Genomic DNA, 16,627 nt, shown 5'->3' on the forward strand with positions numbered 1-16,627 from the left:
GCCATGGCTCGACGCTGGCGGACCCGGGCGCCGTACGGCTCCTGGGTTTTGGGGCGCCCCGGCCAGTCGCCCCGCGCGGTGCGGATCCGGGTGCAGCTGCTGCTGACCGGCCTGTTGCTCGCCACGAACCTCGTCGGCGCCGCAGTCGTGGTGGTCATCGCCACCGTCGTGCTTCCACTACCGCCCGCCAGCAACCAAATGATCGTCGCGACGGCGGTGGCCGTCCCGGTCTACGTGGCCGTCGCGATCCTGCTCGGGACCTGGATCGGCACCGCGTCGTCGCTGCGCGCACTCCGGTGGCAGTACGACGACGAGCCGCCGGACGCGCGCGCCGTACGACGGACGCTGCGGGTCCCGGTGCGGCTGACCGTCCTGCAGTTCGCGCTGTGGGCGACGGCGACCGTCCTCTTCACGGTGCTGGCGTCGATCCTGCAGCCGGAGCGCGCGCTCGGGGTCGGGCTGACGGTCGGCACGGCATCGATCGTGGTGTCCGGCATCGCCTTCCTGCTCTCCGACTTCGCGCTGCGCCCGCTGGCCGCGCGTGCGCTGGCCGGCGCCGAGCTCAGCCGTCGTCCCAGCCTGGTCGGGGTCAAGGCGCGCTCGGTCATCTTCTGGGTCGTCGGCACCGCCGCGCCGGTCGTCGCCCTGATGGTTGCCGGGGTGGTCGCGCTGGTCGACGACTCGGTGACCGTCACCCGCCTGGGCGTCACGACCATCGTCGTGGGGGCCGTGGTGCTGGTCTTCGGTCTGCTCGTCACGGTCCTCTCGGCCGGGGCGGTCGTCGACCCGGTCCTCGCCGTGCGCGACGCGCTGCTCGACGTCGAGCGCGGCCGCCTCGACCGCGAGGTCGTGGTGTTCGACGGGACCGAGGTGGGGCTGCTGCAGGTCGGCTTCAACCGGATGGCGACCGGGCTTCGCGAGCGCGAGCAGCTGCGCGACCTCTTCGGCCGCCACGTCGGTCGCGAGGTGGCCCAGCGGGCCGCCGAGACGGCGGGGGAGGTCGAGCTGGGAGGGGAGTCCCGGACGGCGAGCGTCCTCTTCGTCGACCTCGAGGGCTCGACGACGTACGCCACCGAGCACGACCCGGCCGAGGTCGTCTGGGTGCTCAACCGGTTCTTCGCGGTCATCGTCGAGGAGGTCGACCGACGCGGCGGCCTGGTCAACAAGTTCATGGGCGACGCCGTGCTCGCGGTCTTCGGTGCTCCCGTCCCCGTCGACGACCACGCCGGTCGCGCGCTCGGTGCCGCGCGAGCGATCGCCTCACGTCTCGCGTCCGACGTGCCCGAGCTCTCCGCCGGGGTCGGCGTCGCGACCGGTGAGGTCGTCGCCGGCAACGTCGGTCACGAAGAGCGCTTCGAGTACACCGTCATCGGCGACGCCGTGAACTCCGCGTCCCGCCTCACCGACCTCGCCAAGAAGGAGGACGGCCGCGTCCTGGCCTCCCGCGCCAGCGTCGAGGCGGCCGACACCGAGGAGGCGGAGCGCTGGGTCGACCACGGCTCGGTCACCCTGCGCGGGCGCGGCGGAGAGACGGAGTTCGCCGTCCCGCGGCCGTGAACCGTGGGGGTCTAGCTCGGGTGCGCGTAGCGTGCGAGCCGTGACGGGGGTCAGGAGCATCGCGGCGCTGGCGGCGCTGGCGGCGCTCCTCGCGTCGGTGCTCGTCTCCGGCTGCCTCAGCGCGGCGCCGTACGAGCACCAGCTGAGGTCGCTGGGTGGCTGCGGCCCGGTGACGTACGACGACGTGCGTGGTGCGCGTCCGACCTACGGCCCCGACCGTCTGACGTACTTCCTCAACGCGCAGCACATGTGCGCTGGGCGTTGGGTGCCGGGGGCCGACGGGTGGCTGGTGCCGCAGGGCATGACGATCGCGAACGGGGTCGCCTACGTAGCGGGGTTCGACGGGACGCAGATGGGCCGCCACCGGCTGTGCACGATGCAGTCGATGGACCTCGCCTCTGGTGACGTGATGCGGACGCGCTACCCGGTGCGCGGGCAGGTCGGACCGCGGCAGCCGACCGAGTGCCGCCACGGCGGCGGTGTCGTGGCCGACGAGCACGGCGTGTGGCTCGCCGAGACACAACGGCTGTGGCTGCTCGACCGGGCGACGCTCGAGCCGCTGCGCGGATGGGCGCTCACGGAGCCGGTGCGCGGGTCGTTCGCCGTGCTCGACGACGACGGCCGGCTCGGGCTGGGCCGGTTCCGGGCGGAGAACCCCGCCCGGCTGTGGTGGTACGACGTCGAGGCGCTGCTCGCCTCGTCGTCGTACGTGCTGGACGAGGACGACGCCGTCGACGCCGTGCGGATCCCGCCGGACACACAGGGTGCGCTCTGGGGCGAGCTCGGCGGCATCGGTCCGGGGTTGTGGCTCGCCCGGTCGAACACGTCCTGCGGCGTGCTGGTCGGGCCGGACGGCCGCAGTCGTGCGTTCGTCCCCGGCGCGGAGGGGATGGCGCTGACCGGGCCGGACCGGCTGTGGGTCGTCAGCGAGTCGGGCTCGCGGCTCTACCAGGAGAAGGGACGGCCGATGACGCCGCACCTGGTGCGCTTCGACACCTCGGCCATCTCCGAGTGGGTGGAGCCGGCGTGCAGCCCGTGAGGACGCATCACTGACAGTCCTCCGTCAGGCTTGAGCGACGGCCGATCTCGTCGCGGATGCGGGCGGCCAGAGCGCGTAGGTCGACTGGTTCGGTGGTGTCGACCTCGATCAGTGGACCCATGTCGAGGGGTGCCACCTCGTCACCCCAGAGCTCGAGCTCGTCCCTCTCGTCGTCGAGGTGGCGCGGATCCCTCCGTCGCGCCCGGTAGCGGGTTCGCGCGACGTCGACCGGCACGCGACACCTGACCTCGATGACGGGACCCGGGAGCGCCCGCGCGAGCGGCTCGGAGTAGTCGAACCACGTGCTGTCGATGACGGCGCCGGGGCAGCCTCGGGCGGCACGTAGCAGGGCGAACACCGCAGCCCTTCCCAGTTCTCGCGACTCCTTGACGCTCGCCGGCGCGCCGAGGGCGTCCATCAGAGCCTCCTTGACCTCGTCCTTGGACAGCAGCGGGAGATCGAGCTCGGTCGCGAGGTCGCCGGCCAGCGTGGTCTTGCCCGATCCCGGCCAGCCGCCGACCAGGACGAACGCGCGCATGTGGCCAGCCTGCCACCGTTCATGGCCACCAACCGTCCACAGAACCGTGCTCTGGTGCGTTCTCCACAGGCTTCGTGTGGTCGTTGCTGTGCTGTCGGTGGCGGTCTCGAGGGTGGAGGCATGTCAGCACTCCCACTCTCCCAGGAGCACCGGGTCACCGCGGTGGCGCGTGAGCTGTGTGCGTTGTTGGGTGAGGTGGCGGGGGTGCCGGTGTGGTCGATGTCGGCGTCGGATGCGGGTGATGCGCTGGTGCTGCTGACGCGGGCGCGGTCGCAGCTGGACGCGTTGCTGGTGCGGGTCCTGGGACAGGCGACAGCAGCGGGGACGGGTGCCGAGGCGGGTCTGTCGACGTCGGCATGGTGGTCTCGGGAGACGCGTACGACACGGGCGGAGGCGAACCGCACGTCGTCGCTTGCGTCTGCGCTGGAGCGGTACGACGACGTGGCTGGTGCGCTCGCGGCGGGCTCGGTGCGGACGGACCAGGCGCGGGTGATCGTGGATGCGCTCGACGCACTGCCGTCGACCGTGGAGTCGGGGGTGCCGGAGGCGGCCACGTCCTTCTTGTTGGCGAAAGCCGTCGAGCACGACGCGAAGGCGTTGGGGGTGCTGGGGCGGCGGGTGCTGGAGGTGGTCGATCCGGTCGCCGCGGATGCTGAGGAAGCACGCCGGCTGGAGGCGGAGGAGGCCGACGCGCGGGCGCGGGCGTCGTTCACGATGGTCGACGACGGGCACGGGCAGTCCCACGGCCGGTTCAGCATCCCGACGCTGCACGGCGAGGTGCTGCGCAAGCACCTGCTGGCGATCGCGTTCCCGAGCCGGTTCCGCCGCGACCCGGGCAGCGATGCCGCGAGCACGGCGCCTCCCGAACGGGGCGCGACGAAGCGTCGGATGGGTCTGGCGTTCGTGGACTACATCGAGTCCCGCCCGGTCGAGTCGGTGCCGTCCGCGGGTGGGTTGCCGGCGACGGTGGTGGTCACGATGGACCTCGACACCTTGACGGGTGGTCTGAAGGCAGCATCACTCGACACGGGTGGGCGGATCAGTGCGGGTGAGGCGCGTCGGATCGCGTGCCGGGCGGGGATCGTCCCGGTGGTGCTGGGCGGGCCGTCGGTGGTGCTGGACGTCGGCCGGAGGCGGCGGTTCCACTCCGAGGCGCAACGGGTCGCGATGGGTGTGCGCGATGGCGGCTGCACCGCGGCCGGTTGTGATGCGCCGCCGGCGTTCTGCCACGCCCACCACGACGACGCGTGGGCGCGCGGTGGTCGCACGAGCGTCGAGAACGGCCGGTTGCTGTGTCCGAAGCACCACCGGCTCGTCCACGACCCGGCGTTCCAGCACGGTCTCGACAAGCACGGACAGGTGCTCTTCACCAGGCGGACGTGAGGAGCTCTGTCGAAAGCACGAGGGACTGAACTGTCGATCGCGAGTCCGTTGTCGTCCTGTCGGACCAAAGGTACGGGTGATTTCGTGAGAGTCGGTGCGGTGCGGCGGTCACCGGGCTCGTTCAGTAATCCTCCGACACGCCCCACGGCACCGGCACGACGTACCAGTCGCCGGTCTCCCATCCCGGACGCACGGCACGGACTCCGGTGACCTTCTCGCTCATGGCCAGGGCGACCGCGGACCAGCTGGCGGTCTCGACCATCGGCCCCTTCGGATCGACCCGCGCGAGCCTGGCGAGGTCGCGGACCTCGAGGGGGATGTCGTCGAGGTCGTCCTCGAAGGCGTACTCGTAGTTGTCGTAGACGACCTTGCCGTCGCGTGCGTAGCCAAAGCGGGTCATCGCCTCGATGTTGTCCGTGGCAACGGCGCTGACTGCACCGTCCTCGGACAGTGCAGCCAGGAGACGCTTGGGCGGGTCCGCGAAGCCGGTGTCCTCGTAGGCCACCACGCCGTCGCCGACCTGGACGAAGGTGTATGCAGACTTCTCGAACCCCATCCTCTCCCTCTCGGCTGCAGACATGGGCCGCGCGTCAAGCCCCAGCAGTCGCCGCTTCGCCTCCTCCACCGTCAGCGGAGCGGTGACGACCCAGGTGCCCTCGCCGAGGTTCTCGTCTCGCTCGACTTCGAGGTAGTGGTCGACGAGCGCCCGGTCGTCCGAGGACAGCGCAGCGAGATGGGCGTCCAGCTCGGTCCGGTCGAGCGGGGGCCGTTTCGCAGGCGCCTTGGAGATCGTGGTGGTCGCCTCCGACGGGGTCGGCTCCTGCGCGACCTCGGGGGAGTCCTGTACGCCGCACCCAGGCGCGCCCAGCACACCGACCATCAGCACCACGGCGTACGCGCGCCGTCCCCCTGGACGCATGCCCTCAGTCTCGTCCACTCCCCGGACTGGTGGAAGAGGGCCTGGGGCGACGACGCGAGGTCGGGTCAGCTGCTGCGGTGAGCCCGCCCGACGTCCAGGTGGCGGGTGGTGGCATCGGTCAGCGACACCGTGTCGACGGCGACGGTGACGATGGTGGCGCCCTCGTCGGCGTACGAGCGGGCGTCCTCGCCGCTGTAGGCGTGCACCCCGACCGGTACGCCGGCGGCGACCGCTCGGGCGATGATCGACGACAGGACGGCCCGGAGGTCGTCCCTGCGGTCAGGCGCGCTGAGCCCGAGGGACAGCGAGAGGTCGCCGGGACCGACGTAGATCCCGTCGAGGCCGTTAAGGGCGAGGAGGGCGTCCAGGTCGTCGAGCGCGGTCGCTGTCTCGACCATCAGGATCACGAGGGGTTCGTCGGAGCCGCCGGAGAGCCGGCCGATCGACCGACCCCCGTCGGGGGCGTAGCGGGCCGCCGCGATCACCTCGCGGGCGTGCTCGGCGTCGCTGATGTTGGGCACGATGACGCCGTGGGCGCCCAGGTCGAGGGGACGTCCGACGTCGGGGAACAGCGGGCTGCGGGTGCGTACGAGCGGGACGGCGCCCGCCGACCGGATCGCCGCGGCCACGCCGGGCAGGTCCGCCTCGGAGGCGGCGCCGTGCTGGAGGTCGACGACGACGTAGTCGGCCCCGGTGCGGGCGAGCAGCTCGGCGGTCACTGCTCCGGGCAGCAGGCTCCAGAGGCCGTGGGTGGCGGTGCCGTCGGCCCAGCACTGACGGAGGTCGGTCATCAATCGGGTCCTCTCAGAGCCGGAGCACGCGGCCGGCGACGACGAGGTGCACCTCGTCGCAGGCCGCGCCGACTCGTTGGTTGACGATCCCCAGCAGGTCGCGGAACAGGCGGCCGGAGCGATGTTCGGGGACGATGCCGAGGCCGACCTCGTTGGTGACGACCACGACGTCGTGCTCGCAGGAGCGGAGGGCGTCGACCACCTCGTCCGTGCGCGCGACCACCATCTCGTGCACGGTGTCGCTGTCCTGCTCCCAGGCACCGGCGTCGTCGACCAGCGCGGTCAACCAGGTGCCGAGGCAGTCGACGAGGACGGGGCGGTCGGCACCACGGACCGCGGCGGCGACGTCGCGGGACTCCAGCGTCGACCACGAGCGAGGTCGGCGGGCGAGGTGCGCGTCGATCCGGGCGGCCCAGTCGGGGTCGGCCTCGGCGTCCGGCGTCGGCCCGGGCGCGACGTACGTGGCGGGCTCGTCGCCGACGAGTGCCTCGGCGTGGGTGGACTTGCCGGACCGTACGCCGCCGGTGACCAGGATCCGCATGAAACGCATCCTGTCAGGCAGGACCGGCCTGACAGGCGATCACGTCGACGAATCGGACGAGATCGCAGGGGTACGGAACGCCATGACGCATGACACGACCTCCACGACCGGGACGACCCGCGACCGTCAGCTGGCGGTGGTCACCGGAGCCTCGAGCGGCATCGGGCTCGAGCTGGCCAGACAGTTCGTCGACCACCACTTCGACGTCATCGTCGCGGCCGAGGACGCGGAGATCGCCGTCGCGGCCGCCGTCCTGCGCGCCGAGAGCGCCGGTGCCGTGACGCCGATCCAGGTCGACCTGCGCCGCCCCGACGGTGTCGAGGAGCTCTACGCCGCGATCAAGGCCGACGGCCGGCCGCTGGCCGCGATCGCGCTCAACGCGGGCCACGGCCAGGGCGGCGCGTTCGTGGACAACGACCTCGAGGACGAGCTGTCCATCATCGACCTCAACATCATCTCGACCGTACGGCTGGCGAAGCTCGTGCTGCGCGACATGGTGGCGCGCGACGAGGGCCGGGTCCTCGTCACCTCGTCCATCGCCTCGACCATGCCGGGGTCCTTCCAGGCGGTCTACAACGCCTCGAAGTCCTTCTTGCAGTCGTTCACCGAGGCGCTCCAGAACGAGCTCAAGGACACCGGGGTGACGCTGACGTCGCTGATGCCCGGACCGACGGAGACCGACTTCTTCGAGCGCGCCGACATGGCCGACGACACCAAGGTCGGTACGTCGAAGAAGGACGACCCGGCGCAGGTCGCGCGGCAGGGCTACGACGCGTTGATGGCGGGGAAGTCGCGGCTGGTCGGCGGCGGGATCAAGACCAAGGTCCAGGAGGCCGCGGGCAAGGCGATGCCCGACAAGCTCAAGGCCGCGATGCACCGGCAGATGGCGGAGCCGGGCTCGGGGGACTGAGGGCTCGGGCTGGGTCTCGATACGCCTCGCTCGTTCCTCGCGGGCTACTCGACCACCGGAAGAGAAACGGGCTGTCGACCAGCTAGGAGATGGAGGCGCCGAGGAGGAGAAGGGCGAAGGAGATCTCGACGGCGGCGCCGAGGACGTCGCCGGTGATGCCGCCGAGGCGGCGGGCGCAGCGGAGGACCAGGGCCAGGAGGGCCGCGAGCACGAGGACGAGGCCGGCCAGCGCGGGCCACACCGCGCCGAGGATGAAGCCGGCCAGCGCGACGAGCACGATCGCGAGGGCGAGGGAGAGAAGCGCCCCGACGACCGGCACGGAGCCGATGTGGGTGGCGCCGAGGCCGTCGGCCCGGGCCGCGGGGACACCGCGGACGCACGCCAGGGCCAGGCACGTGCGGGAGGCGCAGACGAGGAGCCCGACGGCGAGCCAGCCGTGGTCGTGCCGGACGACCGACGCGAGGGAGGCGGCCTGGAGCCCGGCGACCAGGACTACGGCGACGACTCCGGCGGGGCCGACGGGTCCCGTGCGCATCACCTCGAGCGAGCGCTCGGGGGAGTAGGACGCGGTCAGGCCGTCGGCGGTGTCCGCGAGACCGTCCCAGTGGAAGGCCCGGGTGCCGAGCGCGAGCGCCAGCAGGACGACGTACGCCGTCACGAGCGGGGCGACGCCGAGCCACTGACCCAGCAGCGCGAGCGTCGCTGCGGCGACGGCCAGCGGCAGCACCGCGACCGGTGCGAGGGCCATCGCCAGTCCGGCCACGGGGCGGTCGACGCGTGAGGGGGGCCGCACCGGTACGGCTGTGAGGGTGCCGGTCGCGAGGACCCAGGCGTCGCGCAGGATCACGACACCCTCACTGGGGCAGGATCTCGCTGAGCAGCGCCACGTCGCGCATCACCGCGATGCCCGAGCGGAGCAGGGGGAGCGCGGCGACGGCACCCGAGCCCTCGCCGAGGCGCATGCCCAGGTCGAGGAGCGGGTCGAGGCCGAGCGACTTCAGCGCATGGGTCTGGGCGGGCTCGGTGGAGCGGTGGCCGGCGACCCACCACGCGGACGCTCCGGGCGCCATCGCCTCGGCGACGACGGCGCACGCGACCGACATCAGGCCGTCGAGGACCACGGGGGTGCCACGGCGCGACGCCTCGACGAGGAAGCCGACGGTGGCGGCCAGGTCGGCGCTGCCGAGGGCGGTGAGCAGGTCGACGGGGTCGGCGACACGGTCACCGGCGCGTGCCAGCGCCCGAGCGACGACGTCGCGCTTGCGGGTCCAGCCCTCGTCGTCGACCCCGGTCCCGCGTCCAGTCACCTCGTCCGCAGGCAGTCCGAGGGAGGCGGCGACGAGCGCGGCGGCCGGCGTCGTGTTGCCGATCCCGAGGTCACCGGTCATCAGCAGCTGGGCTCCGTCGTCGACCAGCTCCCCGGCCACCTGGGCCCCGAGCGCCAGCGACTGCGCGCTCTCGGCCGAGGTGAGGGCGTCGGTGAGGTGGATGGCGCCCGAGCCGCGGCGCACCTTGCGGGCGGTCACCTCCGACGGCAGGTCGGCGAGGTCGGCGTCGACGGCCACGTCGAGGACGGTGACCGACACCCCGTGCTCGCGCGCGAGCGCCGAGACGCCCGCGTGTCCGGCGACGATCGTCCGGACCATCGCCTCGGTGACGGCGGGCGGGTACGCCGAGACGCCGTGCGCGGCGACGCCGTGGTCGCCGGCGAGCACCACGAGGCGTACGTCGGTGAGCCGCTCGGGACATACCACGCCCTGCGCAGCGGCCAGCCAGGCACCCAGCTCGCCGACCCGTCCCAGCGCGCCCGGGGGAGTGGCGAGGCCCGCGAGCCGTTCCCGCGCGGCGGCGAGGACGGTGGGCGAGGGCGGGGCGATCGGGGTGCGGTCCATGGCCGCGCCAGCCTAGGGCAGGCTGCACCCGTGCCCGGTCACTCCTTCCTCCAGCTGCCGGTGCCCGCGCTCGAGGAGTGGGTGCGGGCGAGGACGGCCCACTACGACACGGGCTTCGTCTCGGACGACCCGCGTTTCGGGCACGCGCACGTCACGGCGCTGGGGCCGTTCGACCCGGACCCGTCGCCGGCGACGCTGCGGACCGTCGCTGCGATCGCGAGGTCGACCGGGCCGGTGCGGACGCGGCTGGCCCGGCTCGACCAGTTCCCCGACGGGATCATCCACCTCGTCCCGGACCCGGCCGACGAGCTGCGTGACCTGACGCGTCGACTGGTCGCGGCGTTCCCCGCGCACCCGCCGTACGGCGGTGCTTTCGGCGACGACGTCAGGCCGCACCTCACCGTCGACGCCGCCTCCGACATCGTCACGCTCGCGTCGACCGCCGCGCTGCTGCGGGACGTCGTACCGGTGGACGTGGTGCTCGACCGGCTGCAGCTCGCGTGGTGGGAGTCGGGGAGCTGCCACGTGATGCAGGAGTGGGCGCTGGGCGGATAGGTGGATGGTTTCGAGGCTCGCTCCGCTCGCACCTCAACCACCGAAGGGAGTGCTCGCACCTCAACCACCGAAGGGATTGCTCGCACCTCGACGACCGAAGGGATTGCTCGCACCTCGACCACCGAAGGGATCGCTCGCACCTCGACGACCGAAGGGATTGCTCGAATCACGGGGTGGAGGCCGCACGATTGAGCGACCCTTGCCGCATGCACCGCCTCGTCCTGCTGCTCGTCGCGCTCGTCTCCACCTCACTGCTGGTCGTGCCGTCGGCGTCCGCGGCCGACATGGACTGCGGTGACTTCGCCACGCAGTCGGAGGCGCAGGCGTTCTTCGTCGCGGCCGGTCCCGGCGATCCGCACCTGCTCGACGCCGACGGCGACGGGGTCGCGTGCGAGGGCAACCCCTGCCCGTGCTCGACCAGCATCGTGCCCCTCGTCGGGACCGCGACGCCGACGCCGACGCCCTCTCCGACACCGGCGGTCGACCCCGACGGCTCCGGCACCAGCGGGCCGACGCCGCGCGACCGGGTGGTGGTCGTCCGGGTCAGCGACGGCGACACGCTGCGGGTGCTCATGCCGGACGGGACGGAGGAGTACGTCCGGCTCCTCGGGATCGACACCCCGGAGATCTACTCACGCCGGGAGTGCGGGGGTCCCCAGGCCACTCGGGCGATGCGACGGCTGGCACCCGTGGGGTCGAGCGTGGTGATCGTGTCCGACCCGAGCCAGGGCGACCGGGACAGGTACGGCCGGCTCCTGCGCTACGTGCAGCGCAGCGGGAAGGACGTCGGCAAGGCACAGGTCAGCGCCGGGTTGGCGCAGGTGTACGTCTACCGGCGGGACCCGTTCGACCGGGTCGGCGCCTACCAGCGCGCCGAGCGGCGGGCGATGCGGGCCGACCGGGGGTCCTGGGGGCGCTGCTGGCGGTGAGCCGTGGCAGGATCGATGCATGGCTGCATGGGCACACCTCGAGATCACCGTCGACGACCAGGGCAACGTGGAGGTCGGGGGCTACAACGCCGACCCGGAGGCGCTCGTCGCCGACACCGAGTCGTGGGAGGACCTGCTGACGTCGCTCTCGGTCAACGGCTGGGAGCTGGTGCAGGTGATCCCCGGCGTCGAGACGACGTACTGGTTCAAGCGCCAGGCCTGAGCCCCGGCCTGACGATCCGATGGACGAGCTGCGCGACCGCTTCCGGGCCGCGTCGGCCGACGCGGAGGTCGTCTTCTGGCGACCGCAGTCGTCGCCGGCGGAGATGTTCCGCGACCTCGCGGCCTACGCGGGGGAGCACGGGACCACGTGGGACCGGTACGGCGACGGCGGGCCGGTCGCCGAGCTCGAGGGCCGCGTCGCCGAGCTGCTCGGCAAGCCCACCGCAGTGATGTTCCCGAGCGGCGTGATGGCCCAACAGGCGGCGCTGCGCGCGTGGTGCGACCGCAGCGGCTCGCGCCGGGTGGCGCTGCCCGACCTCTCGCACCTGCTCCACCACGAGCAGGACGGGCCCCGACGGGTCCTCGGTCTCGAGCTGGAGCACCTCACCACCGGCCGCGAGGTCCCGACCGCGGCCGCCCTGGCGAAGGTCGGCGGCCGCCTCGGCGCCGCCATGGTCGAGCTGCCGCTGCGCGACGCCGGCTGCCTGCTCCCCACGTGGGACGAGCTCCTCGAGCTGTCCGCCGCCGCCCGCGAGCGCGGGGTGCCGCTCCACGCCGACGGCGCCCGGATCTGGGAGTCGGTGCCCCACTGGGGCAGGGAGCTGGCCGAGGCGGCCGACCTGTTCGACTCGGTGTACGTCTCGCTCTACAAGGGTCTCGGCGGCTCGAGCGGTGCGCTCGTGGTGTGCCCCGAGGACCTGGCCGGCGAGCTGCGGTCGTGGCGCCAGCGGATGGGCGGCACGATCTTCTCGATGACGACCGCGGCGGTCGGCGGGCTGAAGGGCCTCGACGAGCAGCTCACGCGGTTCGGCGACTACCGCCAGTGGGCGATCGACCTCGCGGCCGCGCTCCACGAGCACGGGATCCGCACCTTCCCGGAGGTGCCGCACATCGCGACCTTCCTGGCCTACGCCGAGGGCACGCCCGACGAGGTCAACGAGCGGGTGGTGTCGTTCACCGAGCAGCGCAAGGTCGTGCCGTGCGGGCTCTGGAGCCCGGCCGACGTGCCGGGGTGGGTCGTCACCGAGCTGACCTGCTACGACTCGGCGGTCGGCAAGGACCCTGCCGAGGTGGCCGGGATGATGGCCGAGGCACTCGCTATCGTCCTCCCGTGAGTGCACAGGCCCCCTCCGCAGTCATCCTCGTCCGCGCGACCAGCTTCGTCCCCAACCCCGCCACCGCCGCGGACAACGCGTTCCAGCGCGACGTCCCCGCCGGCCAGTCCGACGAGGCGACGTCGGCCAAGGCGCTGGCCGAGATGGACGCCCTCGCGGCGGCCCTCCGCGCGGTCGGCGTACGGGTCCACGTGTTCGAGGACGACGACCACACGCGCCCCGACAGCGTGTTCCCCAACAACTGGCTCTCGACCCACGCCGGCGGCACGGTCGCGGTCTACCCGATGTACGCCTCCAACCGCCGCCACGAGCGCCGCCACGACGTGCTCGAGATGCTCAAGTCGGAGTACCGCGTGCAGGCGATCGTCGACTACTCCGGCCTCGAGCCGGACGGCATCTTCCTCGAGGGCACCGGCGCGATGGTGCTCGACCACGTGTCGCGGGTGGCCTACACGGCCCGCAGCCACCGCGCCGACGTCGCCGTGCTCGAGCGCTTCTGCACCGACTTCAACTACGAGCCGATGGCCTTCGACGCCATCGACTCGGACGGAGTGCCGGTCTACCACACCAACGTGATCGCCTGCGTCGGCACGGACGTCGCGATGATCGCCCTCGAGATGATCCCCGACCAGGACCGTCGTGAGCAGGTGCGCGAGCGCCTCGCGGTCACGGGTCGCACGGTCGTCGAGCTGACAGAGCACCAGATCCGGGAGTTCGCCGGCAACGCCGTCGAGCTCTGCGGCCGTACGCCGGAGGGCAGGCGCCGCTACGTGATGGCCATGTCGGCCCGGGCCAAGGCGTCGCTGCGGCCCGACCAGGTCGCCGCGATCGAGGAGTCGTGCGAGATCGTCGCCGTCGACATCCCGACGATCGAGCTCGCCGGCGGCTCGGTGCGCTGCATGATCGCGGGCGTGCACCTCGACCACCGGCCCGAGCAGCTGCCGGAGCCGGGCGAGAACGTCGTCGCCATCAACGAGGACAACCCGGTCACCCCCGACGGCCGGTACGTCGCGAAGGACTACGTCTGAGGCGCCGTCCCGCGTCGTGCACGCGGGACGGCGCCCCTGACGCTCAGCTGATGGTGATCGGCTGGCCGCCGGAGACCAGGCGCCAGGCGACGGAGGCGAACTGCGCCGGGTCGATGACACCGTGGGCGGTCACCCAGTCGATGATGAGCTGGCGGATCTCGTTCTGCCGGTTGTAGACCACGGGGGCGGTCTTGACGTGCGGGAAGCCGCCGCCGCCGGACTGGCGGTAGTTGTTGACCGCCATCGCGAACTCCTGCCCGGCCGCGACGGGTACGCCGTCGTAGGCGAGACCGACGATGCGCGAGCCGACCGGCTGCGAGACGTCGATGTCGTACGTCAGCGGGGCGTCGAGGCCGGCGACCGAGTCGAAGTTGTAGTCCGGGATGGTCGCACCGACGGTCTGGCCGGGCGGGGGCGGAGCAGTGGCGTTGGTGAGGTCCGCGAGGGTGAACGGACCGGTGCCGGACACCTGCTTGAAGTACCGGACGGAGTACTCGAGGTAGTCCTTCACCTGGGCGCCGGTGACCTTCACGCCGAGCAGCGTGTTGTCGTAGATGTAGAGGCCGGCGACGTCGCGCACCGACACCTGGCCGGCCGGGAACGAGGCGGACCGGTTGAACGGCGCGGCGATGGACAGCACCGGCAGGGCCGCGTCGGCCCCGGTGAGACCGGCCTTGACCGCGTCGGCCTGCACGAGCTGGACGAAGTCGATGATCGGGACGTCCTCCACCACGGCCCGCGCCGCGGACAGTGCAGTCGTCGAGGTGCCGATGGGGGAGTTGACGTAGGAGACCACCGTGTCGTGCTGCTCCTGCACGGCGGCCAGCACGGCGGCGTCGCCGGCGACCGTGTTGGAGTCGAGCAGCTGGCCTGACCTCTCCACGACCTTCCAGCGACCGCGCTCGAGCTCGAGGTCGAGGTCCATCACCGCGACCCGCATGCCCCAGTAGAGCGGCTCGACGAGGAGGACCTCCTGGCCGGTCGTCGTGTTGGTCGGCTTCGCGACGAGGTCCTTGTGGGCGTGCCCGACGAGGATGGCGTCGATGCCCGGCACCTGCTCGGCGACCAGCGTCGAGGCGTTCTCGACGTAGGGGAGTGCGTCGCCGTAGGACGAGGTGCCGTCCATGCCGCTGTGCGCGCTGACGACGACCACGTCGCAGCCGCGCCTCTTGAGCTCGGGGACGTACTTCCTCGCCTGCTCGACGAGCCCGGGGAACTCGAGCCTGCCCTCGACGTTGGCCTTGTCCCAGATCGCGATCCCGGGGTTGGTGAGGCCGAGCACGCCGACCGTGAGGTCGGGTGCGCCGTGCACCTTGAAGCGCTTGATCACGTAAGGCGGGAAGACCGGCCGGCCGGTGGCGGCGTCGACGGCGTTGGCGCCGAGCAGCGGGAAGTTCAGCTGCGACTCGAAGGTGCGCAGGGTGTCGAGGCCGTAGTTGAACTCGTGGTTGCCGAGCGCGGCGGCGTCGTAGCCGACGAGGTTCATGGCGTTGGCCATCGGGTGGACCGAGCCGCCGGTGATGGGGTCGATGCGCGCGTAGTAGTAGGCGAGCGGGGTGCCCTGGATGGTGTCGCCGGCGTCGAGGGTGAGGATCGGCTGGTCGGGGTGCTTCGCGCGGTGCGCCTTGATCAGGGTGGCGGCCTTGGCGAGACCGATGTCGTTGTGCGTGGAGTCGTCGTACTCCACGTTCTTGAAGTAGTCCCAGTTGAGGACGTTGCCGTGCAGGTCGGTCGTGCCGAGGACGGTGAGCCGGGTCTGCCGACCCGGCTTCGCGAGGGCCGGCAACGGCTGGGCGACGAACCCGGCCGCAGTCAGGGCTGCTGCGCCGGTGAGGACCGTACGGCGCGAGGGATGGGGCTGCGAGGGCATGCGATGACCACTTTCCGAGAGGTTCCGAGGGTTCCGAGGGCATCCGGTCGGCCGGAGCCGGTCCATCTACCTACACGACGACGCCCCGGGTCAACCTCGCGCGGACCTCGCGTCGGTCTAGCGGGCCAGCTGCACCAGGAGCACCACGTTGAGCGCGATGATCGCGCTCGCCGCCAGCGCGCCGGCGACGGTGGTGAGGCGCCGGTTGACGAGCGAGCCCATCACGTCGCGGCGCGCGGTGAACCACACGAGCGGCACCAGGGCGAACGGGATCCCGAACGACAGGACGACCTGGGAGGCCACCAGTGCCTTCGTCGGGTCGATGCCCAGGGCGAGGATGACGACGGCCGGGGCGAGGGTCACGAGGCGGCGGGCTACCAGCGGTATCCGGCGGCGGATGAAGCCCTCCATGACCACCTGGCCGGCGAGCGTGCCGACGCTGCTCGACGCGAATCCCGAGGCCAGCAGGCCGAGCGCGAACAGCAGCGCGGCGCCCTTCCCGAGGCTCTCGCCGAGCCCGACGTGAGCGCCCTCGATGGTGTCAATGCCCTGGCCGGACAGCGCGGAGGCGGCCACCAGCAGCAGCGAGAGGTTCATCAGGCCGGCGATCGTCATCGCGACGATGACGTCGATGCGCTGGCCACGCATGACCGTGCGCCGCTCCGCATCGGTGCGGGCGTGGAGCCGCTCGGACGTCAGCCCGCTGTGGAGGTAGATGGCGTGCGGCATGACCGTCGCGCCGAGCATGCCCGCGGCGAGCATCACGCTGTCCATCCCGGCGAAGCGCGGCAGGGTGCCGTCGAGGACGGCCATCGAGTCGACCCCGCTGATCGCGACGTCGTAGACGAAGCCGAAGAGGATGACGCCGAGCAGGCCGATGATGACGGTCTCGAAGTGCCGGTGCCCGGCGCCCTTGACCGCGAGCAGCGCGAAGGCGACGAGCGCGGTGATCGTGCCGCCGACCAGCAGGGGGAGGTCGAAGAGCAGCTTGAGCGCGAGCGCGCCGCCGACGACCTCGGCGAGGTCGGTGGCGATGGCGACCAGCTCGGCCTGGCCCCAGAGCCCCCGCACGACGGGGCGGGGCAGGTGGGCGCGGCACAGTGCCGGGAGGCTCATGCCGGTGGCGACGCCGGCCTTGGCGGAGAGGTACTGGATGAGCATCGCCATGATGTTGCTGACGACGACCACCCACACCAGGAGGTAGCCGTAGGCCGACCCGGCCGCGATGTTGGTCGCGAAGTTGCCGGGGTCGACGTAGGCCACCGCGGTGACGAAGGCCGGGCCGAGCAGCGGCCACATCCGGCCGAGCCGCCCGCGGATCCCGACGGCCGGCGTCGG

At 72.2% G+C, this 16,627-nt stretch carries 17 protein-coding genes; 9 read left to right on the forward strand and 8 right to left on the reverse strand.

The features are described 5' to 3' along the window. The first annotated feature begins 3 nt into the window (after positions 1-3). A complete protein-coding gene (locus L2K70_RS16465; protein ID WP_236403677.1) occupies positions 4-1,557 on the forward strand; it encodes an adenylate/guanylate cyclase domain-containing protein in 1,554 nt (517 codons plus the stop codon). Positions 1,558-1,597: 40 nt separating this feature from the next. Continuing rightward, positions 1,598-2,596, forward strand: a complete 999-nt coding sequence (locus tag L2K70_RS16470; RefSeq protein WP_236403680.1) for a hypothetical protein — start codon at positions 1,598-1,600, stop codon at positions 2,594-2,596. A 7-nt stretch (positions 2,597-2,603) separates the two neighbouring features. Here the strand turns inward: L2K70_RS16470 and L2K70_RS16475 are convergent, their stop codons facing one another. Next, positions 2,604-3,134, reverse strand: coding sequence for a P-loop nucleotide/nucleoside kinase family protein (locus L2K70_RS16475; protein ID WP_236403683.1), 531 nt, complete (start codon positions 3,132-3,134; stop codon positions 2,604-2,606). A 120-nt stretch (positions 3,135-3,254) separates the two neighbouring features. Between L2K70_RS16475 and L2K70_RS16480 the strand changes: the two genes are divergently transcribed. Then, positions 3,255-4,517: an HNH endonuclease signature motif containing protein gene (locus tag L2K70_RS16480; protein ID WP_236403686.1), complete on the forward strand. Its 1,263-nt coding sequence runs from the start codon at positions 3,255-3,257 to the stop codon at positions 4,515-4,517. A gap of 121 nt (positions 4,518-4,638) precedes the next feature. Here the strand turns inward: L2K70_RS16480 and L2K70_RS16485 are convergent, their stop codons facing one another. The 3 genes from L2K70_RS16485 to L2K70_RS16495 form a co-directional block, all read right to left on the reverse strand. Continuing rightward, positions 4,639-5,436, reverse strand: coding sequence for a DUF6461 domain-containing protein (locus tag L2K70_RS16485; protein WP_236403688.1), 798 nt, complete (start codon positions 5,434-5,436; stop codon positions 4,639-4,641). Between the two features lie 65 nt (positions 5,437-5,501). Continuing rightward, a complete protein-coding gene (locus tag L2K70_RS16490) occupies positions 5,502-6,227 on the reverse strand; it encodes an HpcH/HpaI aldolase family protein (protein ID WP_236403692.1) in 726 nt (241 codons plus the stop codon). A gap of 13 nt (positions 6,228-6,240) precedes the next feature. Next, entirely contained in the window at positions 6,241-6,768 is a 528-nt protein-coding gene (locus L2K70_RS16495) for a bifunctional adenosylcobinamide kinase/adenosylcobinamide-phosphate guanylyltransferase (protein ID WP_236403694.1), read from the reverse strand. 82 nt (positions 6,769-6,850) lie between these two features. Between L2K70_RS16495 and L2K70_RS16500 the strand changes: the two genes are divergently transcribed. Then, the gene (locus tag L2K70_RS16500) at positions 6,851-7,678 is read left to right on the forward strand and encodes an SDR family NAD(P)-dependent oxidoreductase (protein ID WP_236403700.1); all 828 of its coding nucleotides are present in this window, start codon (positions 6,851-6,853) and stop codon (positions 7,676-7,678) included. Between the two features lie 82 nt (positions 7,679-7,760). On the opposite strand, the gene L2K70_RS16505 is transcribed toward L2K70_RS16500, so the two are convergent. Both L2K70_RS16505 and cobT read right to left on the reverse strand, forming a co-directional pair. Beyond that, a complete protein-coding gene (locus tag L2K70_RS16505) occupies positions 7,761-8,525 on the reverse strand; it encodes an adenosylcobinamide-GDP ribazoletransferase (RefSeq protein WP_236403702.1) in 765 nt (254 codons plus the stop codon). Positions 8,526-8,532: 7 nt separating this feature from the next. Continuing rightward, positions 8,533-9,570, reverse strand: coding sequence for a nicotinate-nucleotide--dimethylbenzimidazole phosphoribosyltransferase (cobT, locus tag L2K70_RS16510; protein ID WP_236403703.1), 1,038 nt, complete (start codon positions 9,568-9,570; stop codon positions 8,533-8,535). Between the two features lie 30 nt (positions 9,571-9,600). Here cobT and L2K70_RS16515 point away from each other — a divergent pair, with 30 nt between their 5' ends. The 5 genes from L2K70_RS16515 (at position 9,601) to ctlX (ending at position 13,419) form a co-directional block, all read left to right on the forward strand. Next, positions 9,601-10,125 carry a 2'-5' RNA ligase family protein gene (locus L2K70_RS16515; protein ID WP_236403704.1) on the forward strand — a complete coding sequence of 175 codons (525 nt, stop codon included), beginning with the start codon at positions 9,601-9,603 and terminating at the stop codon, positions 10,123-10,125. Between the two features lie 206 nt (positions 10,126-10,331). Further along, positions 10,332-11,054, forward strand: coding sequence for a thermonuclease family protein (locus L2K70_RS16520; protein WP_236403708.1), 723 nt, complete (start codon positions 10,332-10,334; stop codon positions 11,052-11,054). 19 nt (positions 11,055-11,073) lie between these two features. Continuing rightward, entirely contained in the window at positions 11,074-11,277 is a 204-nt protein-coding gene (locus tag L2K70_RS16525) for a hypothetical protein (protein ID WP_236403711.1), read from the forward strand. Between the two features lie 19 nt (positions 11,278-11,296). Continuing rightward, positions 11,297-12,391 carry a threonine aldolase family protein gene (locus L2K70_RS16530; protein WP_236403715.1) on the forward strand — a complete coding sequence of 365 codons (1,095 nt, stop codon included), beginning with the start codon at positions 11,297-11,299 and terminating at the stop codon, positions 12,389-12,391. Continuing rightward, the gene (gene ctlX / locus L2K70_RS16535) at positions 12,388-13,419 is read left to right on the forward strand and encodes a citrulline utilization hydrolase CtlX (RefSeq protein WP_236403717.1); all 1,032 of its coding nucleotides are present in this window, start codon (positions 12,388-12,390) and stop codon (positions 13,417-13,419) included. Before L2K70_RS16530 ends, ctlX begins: the two co-directional genes overlap by 4 nt. 43 nt (positions 13,420-13,462) lie before the next feature. On the opposite strand, the gene L2K70_RS16540 is transcribed toward ctlX, so the two are convergent. Further along, a complete protein-coding gene (locus L2K70_RS16540) occupies positions 13,463-15,289 on the reverse strand; it encodes a bifunctional metallophosphatase/5'-nucleotidase (RefSeq protein ID WP_236403721.1) in 1,827 nt (608 codons plus the stop codon). 117 nt (positions 15,290-15,406) lie between these two features. Continuing rightward, on the reverse strand, positions 15,407-16,588 hold the full coding sequence (locus tag L2K70_RS16545; RefSeq protein WP_236404680.1) for an Nramp family divalent metal transporter: 1,182 nt from the start codon (positions 16,586-16,588) through the stop codon (positions 15,407-15,409). Positions 16,589-16,627 lie beyond the last annotated feature (39 nt).

The organism is Nocardioides potassii, from assembly GCF_021648885.1.
Classification (GTDB): domain Bacteria; phylum Actinomycetota; class Actinomycetes; order Propionibacteriales; family Nocardioidaceae; genus Nocardioides; species Nocardioides potassii.

Coding starts and splice junctions, on each gene's coding strand:
- L2K70_RS16465 (WP_236403677.1), top strand. CDS start 4: ATGGCTCGACGCTGGCGGACCCGGGCGCCGTACGGCTCCTGGGTTTTG.
- L2K70_RS16500 (WP_236403700.1), top strand. CDS start 6,851: ATGACGCATGACACGACCTCCACGACCGGGACGACCCGCGACCGTCAG.
- L2K70_RS16545 (WP_236404680.1), bottom strand. CDS start 16,588: ATGTGGCCGCTGCTCGGCCCGGCCTTCGTCACCGCGGTGGCCTACGTC.
- L2K70_RS16485 (WP_236403688.1), bottom strand. CDS start 5,436: ATGCGTCCAGGGGGACGGCGCGCGTACGCCGTGGTGCTGATGGTCGGT.
- L2K70_RS16495 (WP_236403694.1), bottom strand. CDS start 6,768: ATGCGGATCCTGGTCACCGGCGGCGTACGGTCCGGCAAGTCCACCCAC.
- L2K70_RS16475 (WP_236403683.1), bottom strand. CDS start 3,134: ATGCGCGCGTTCGTCCTGGTCGGCGGCTGGCCGGGATCGGGCAAGACC.
- L2K70_RS16540 (WP_236403721.1), bottom strand. CDS start 15,289: ATGCCCTCGCAGCCCCATCCCTCGCGCCGTACGGTCCTCACCGGCGCA.
- L2K70_RS16480 (WP_236403686.1), top strand. CDS start 3,255: ATGTCAGCACTCCCACTCTCCCAGGAGCACCGGGTCACCGCGGTGGCG.
- L2K70_RS16525 (WP_236403711.1), top strand. CDS start 11,074: ATGGCTGCATGGGCACACCTCGAGATCACCGTCGACGACCAGGGCAAC.
- cobT (WP_236403703.1), bottom strand. CDS start 9,570: ATGGACCGCACCCCGATCGCCCCGCCCTCGCCCACCGTCCTCGCCGCC.
- L2K70_RS16490 (WP_236403692.1), bottom strand. CDS start 6,227: ATGACCGACCTCCGTCAGTGCTGGGCCGACGGCACCGCCACCCACGGC.
- L2K70_RS16520 (WP_236403708.1), top strand. CDS start 10,332: ATGCACCGCCTCGTCCTGCTGCTCGTCGCGCTCGTCTCCACCTCACTG.
- L2K70_RS16530 (WP_236403715.1), top strand. CDS start 11,297: ATGGACGAGCTGCGCGACCGCTTCCGGGCCGCGTCGGCCGACGCGGAG.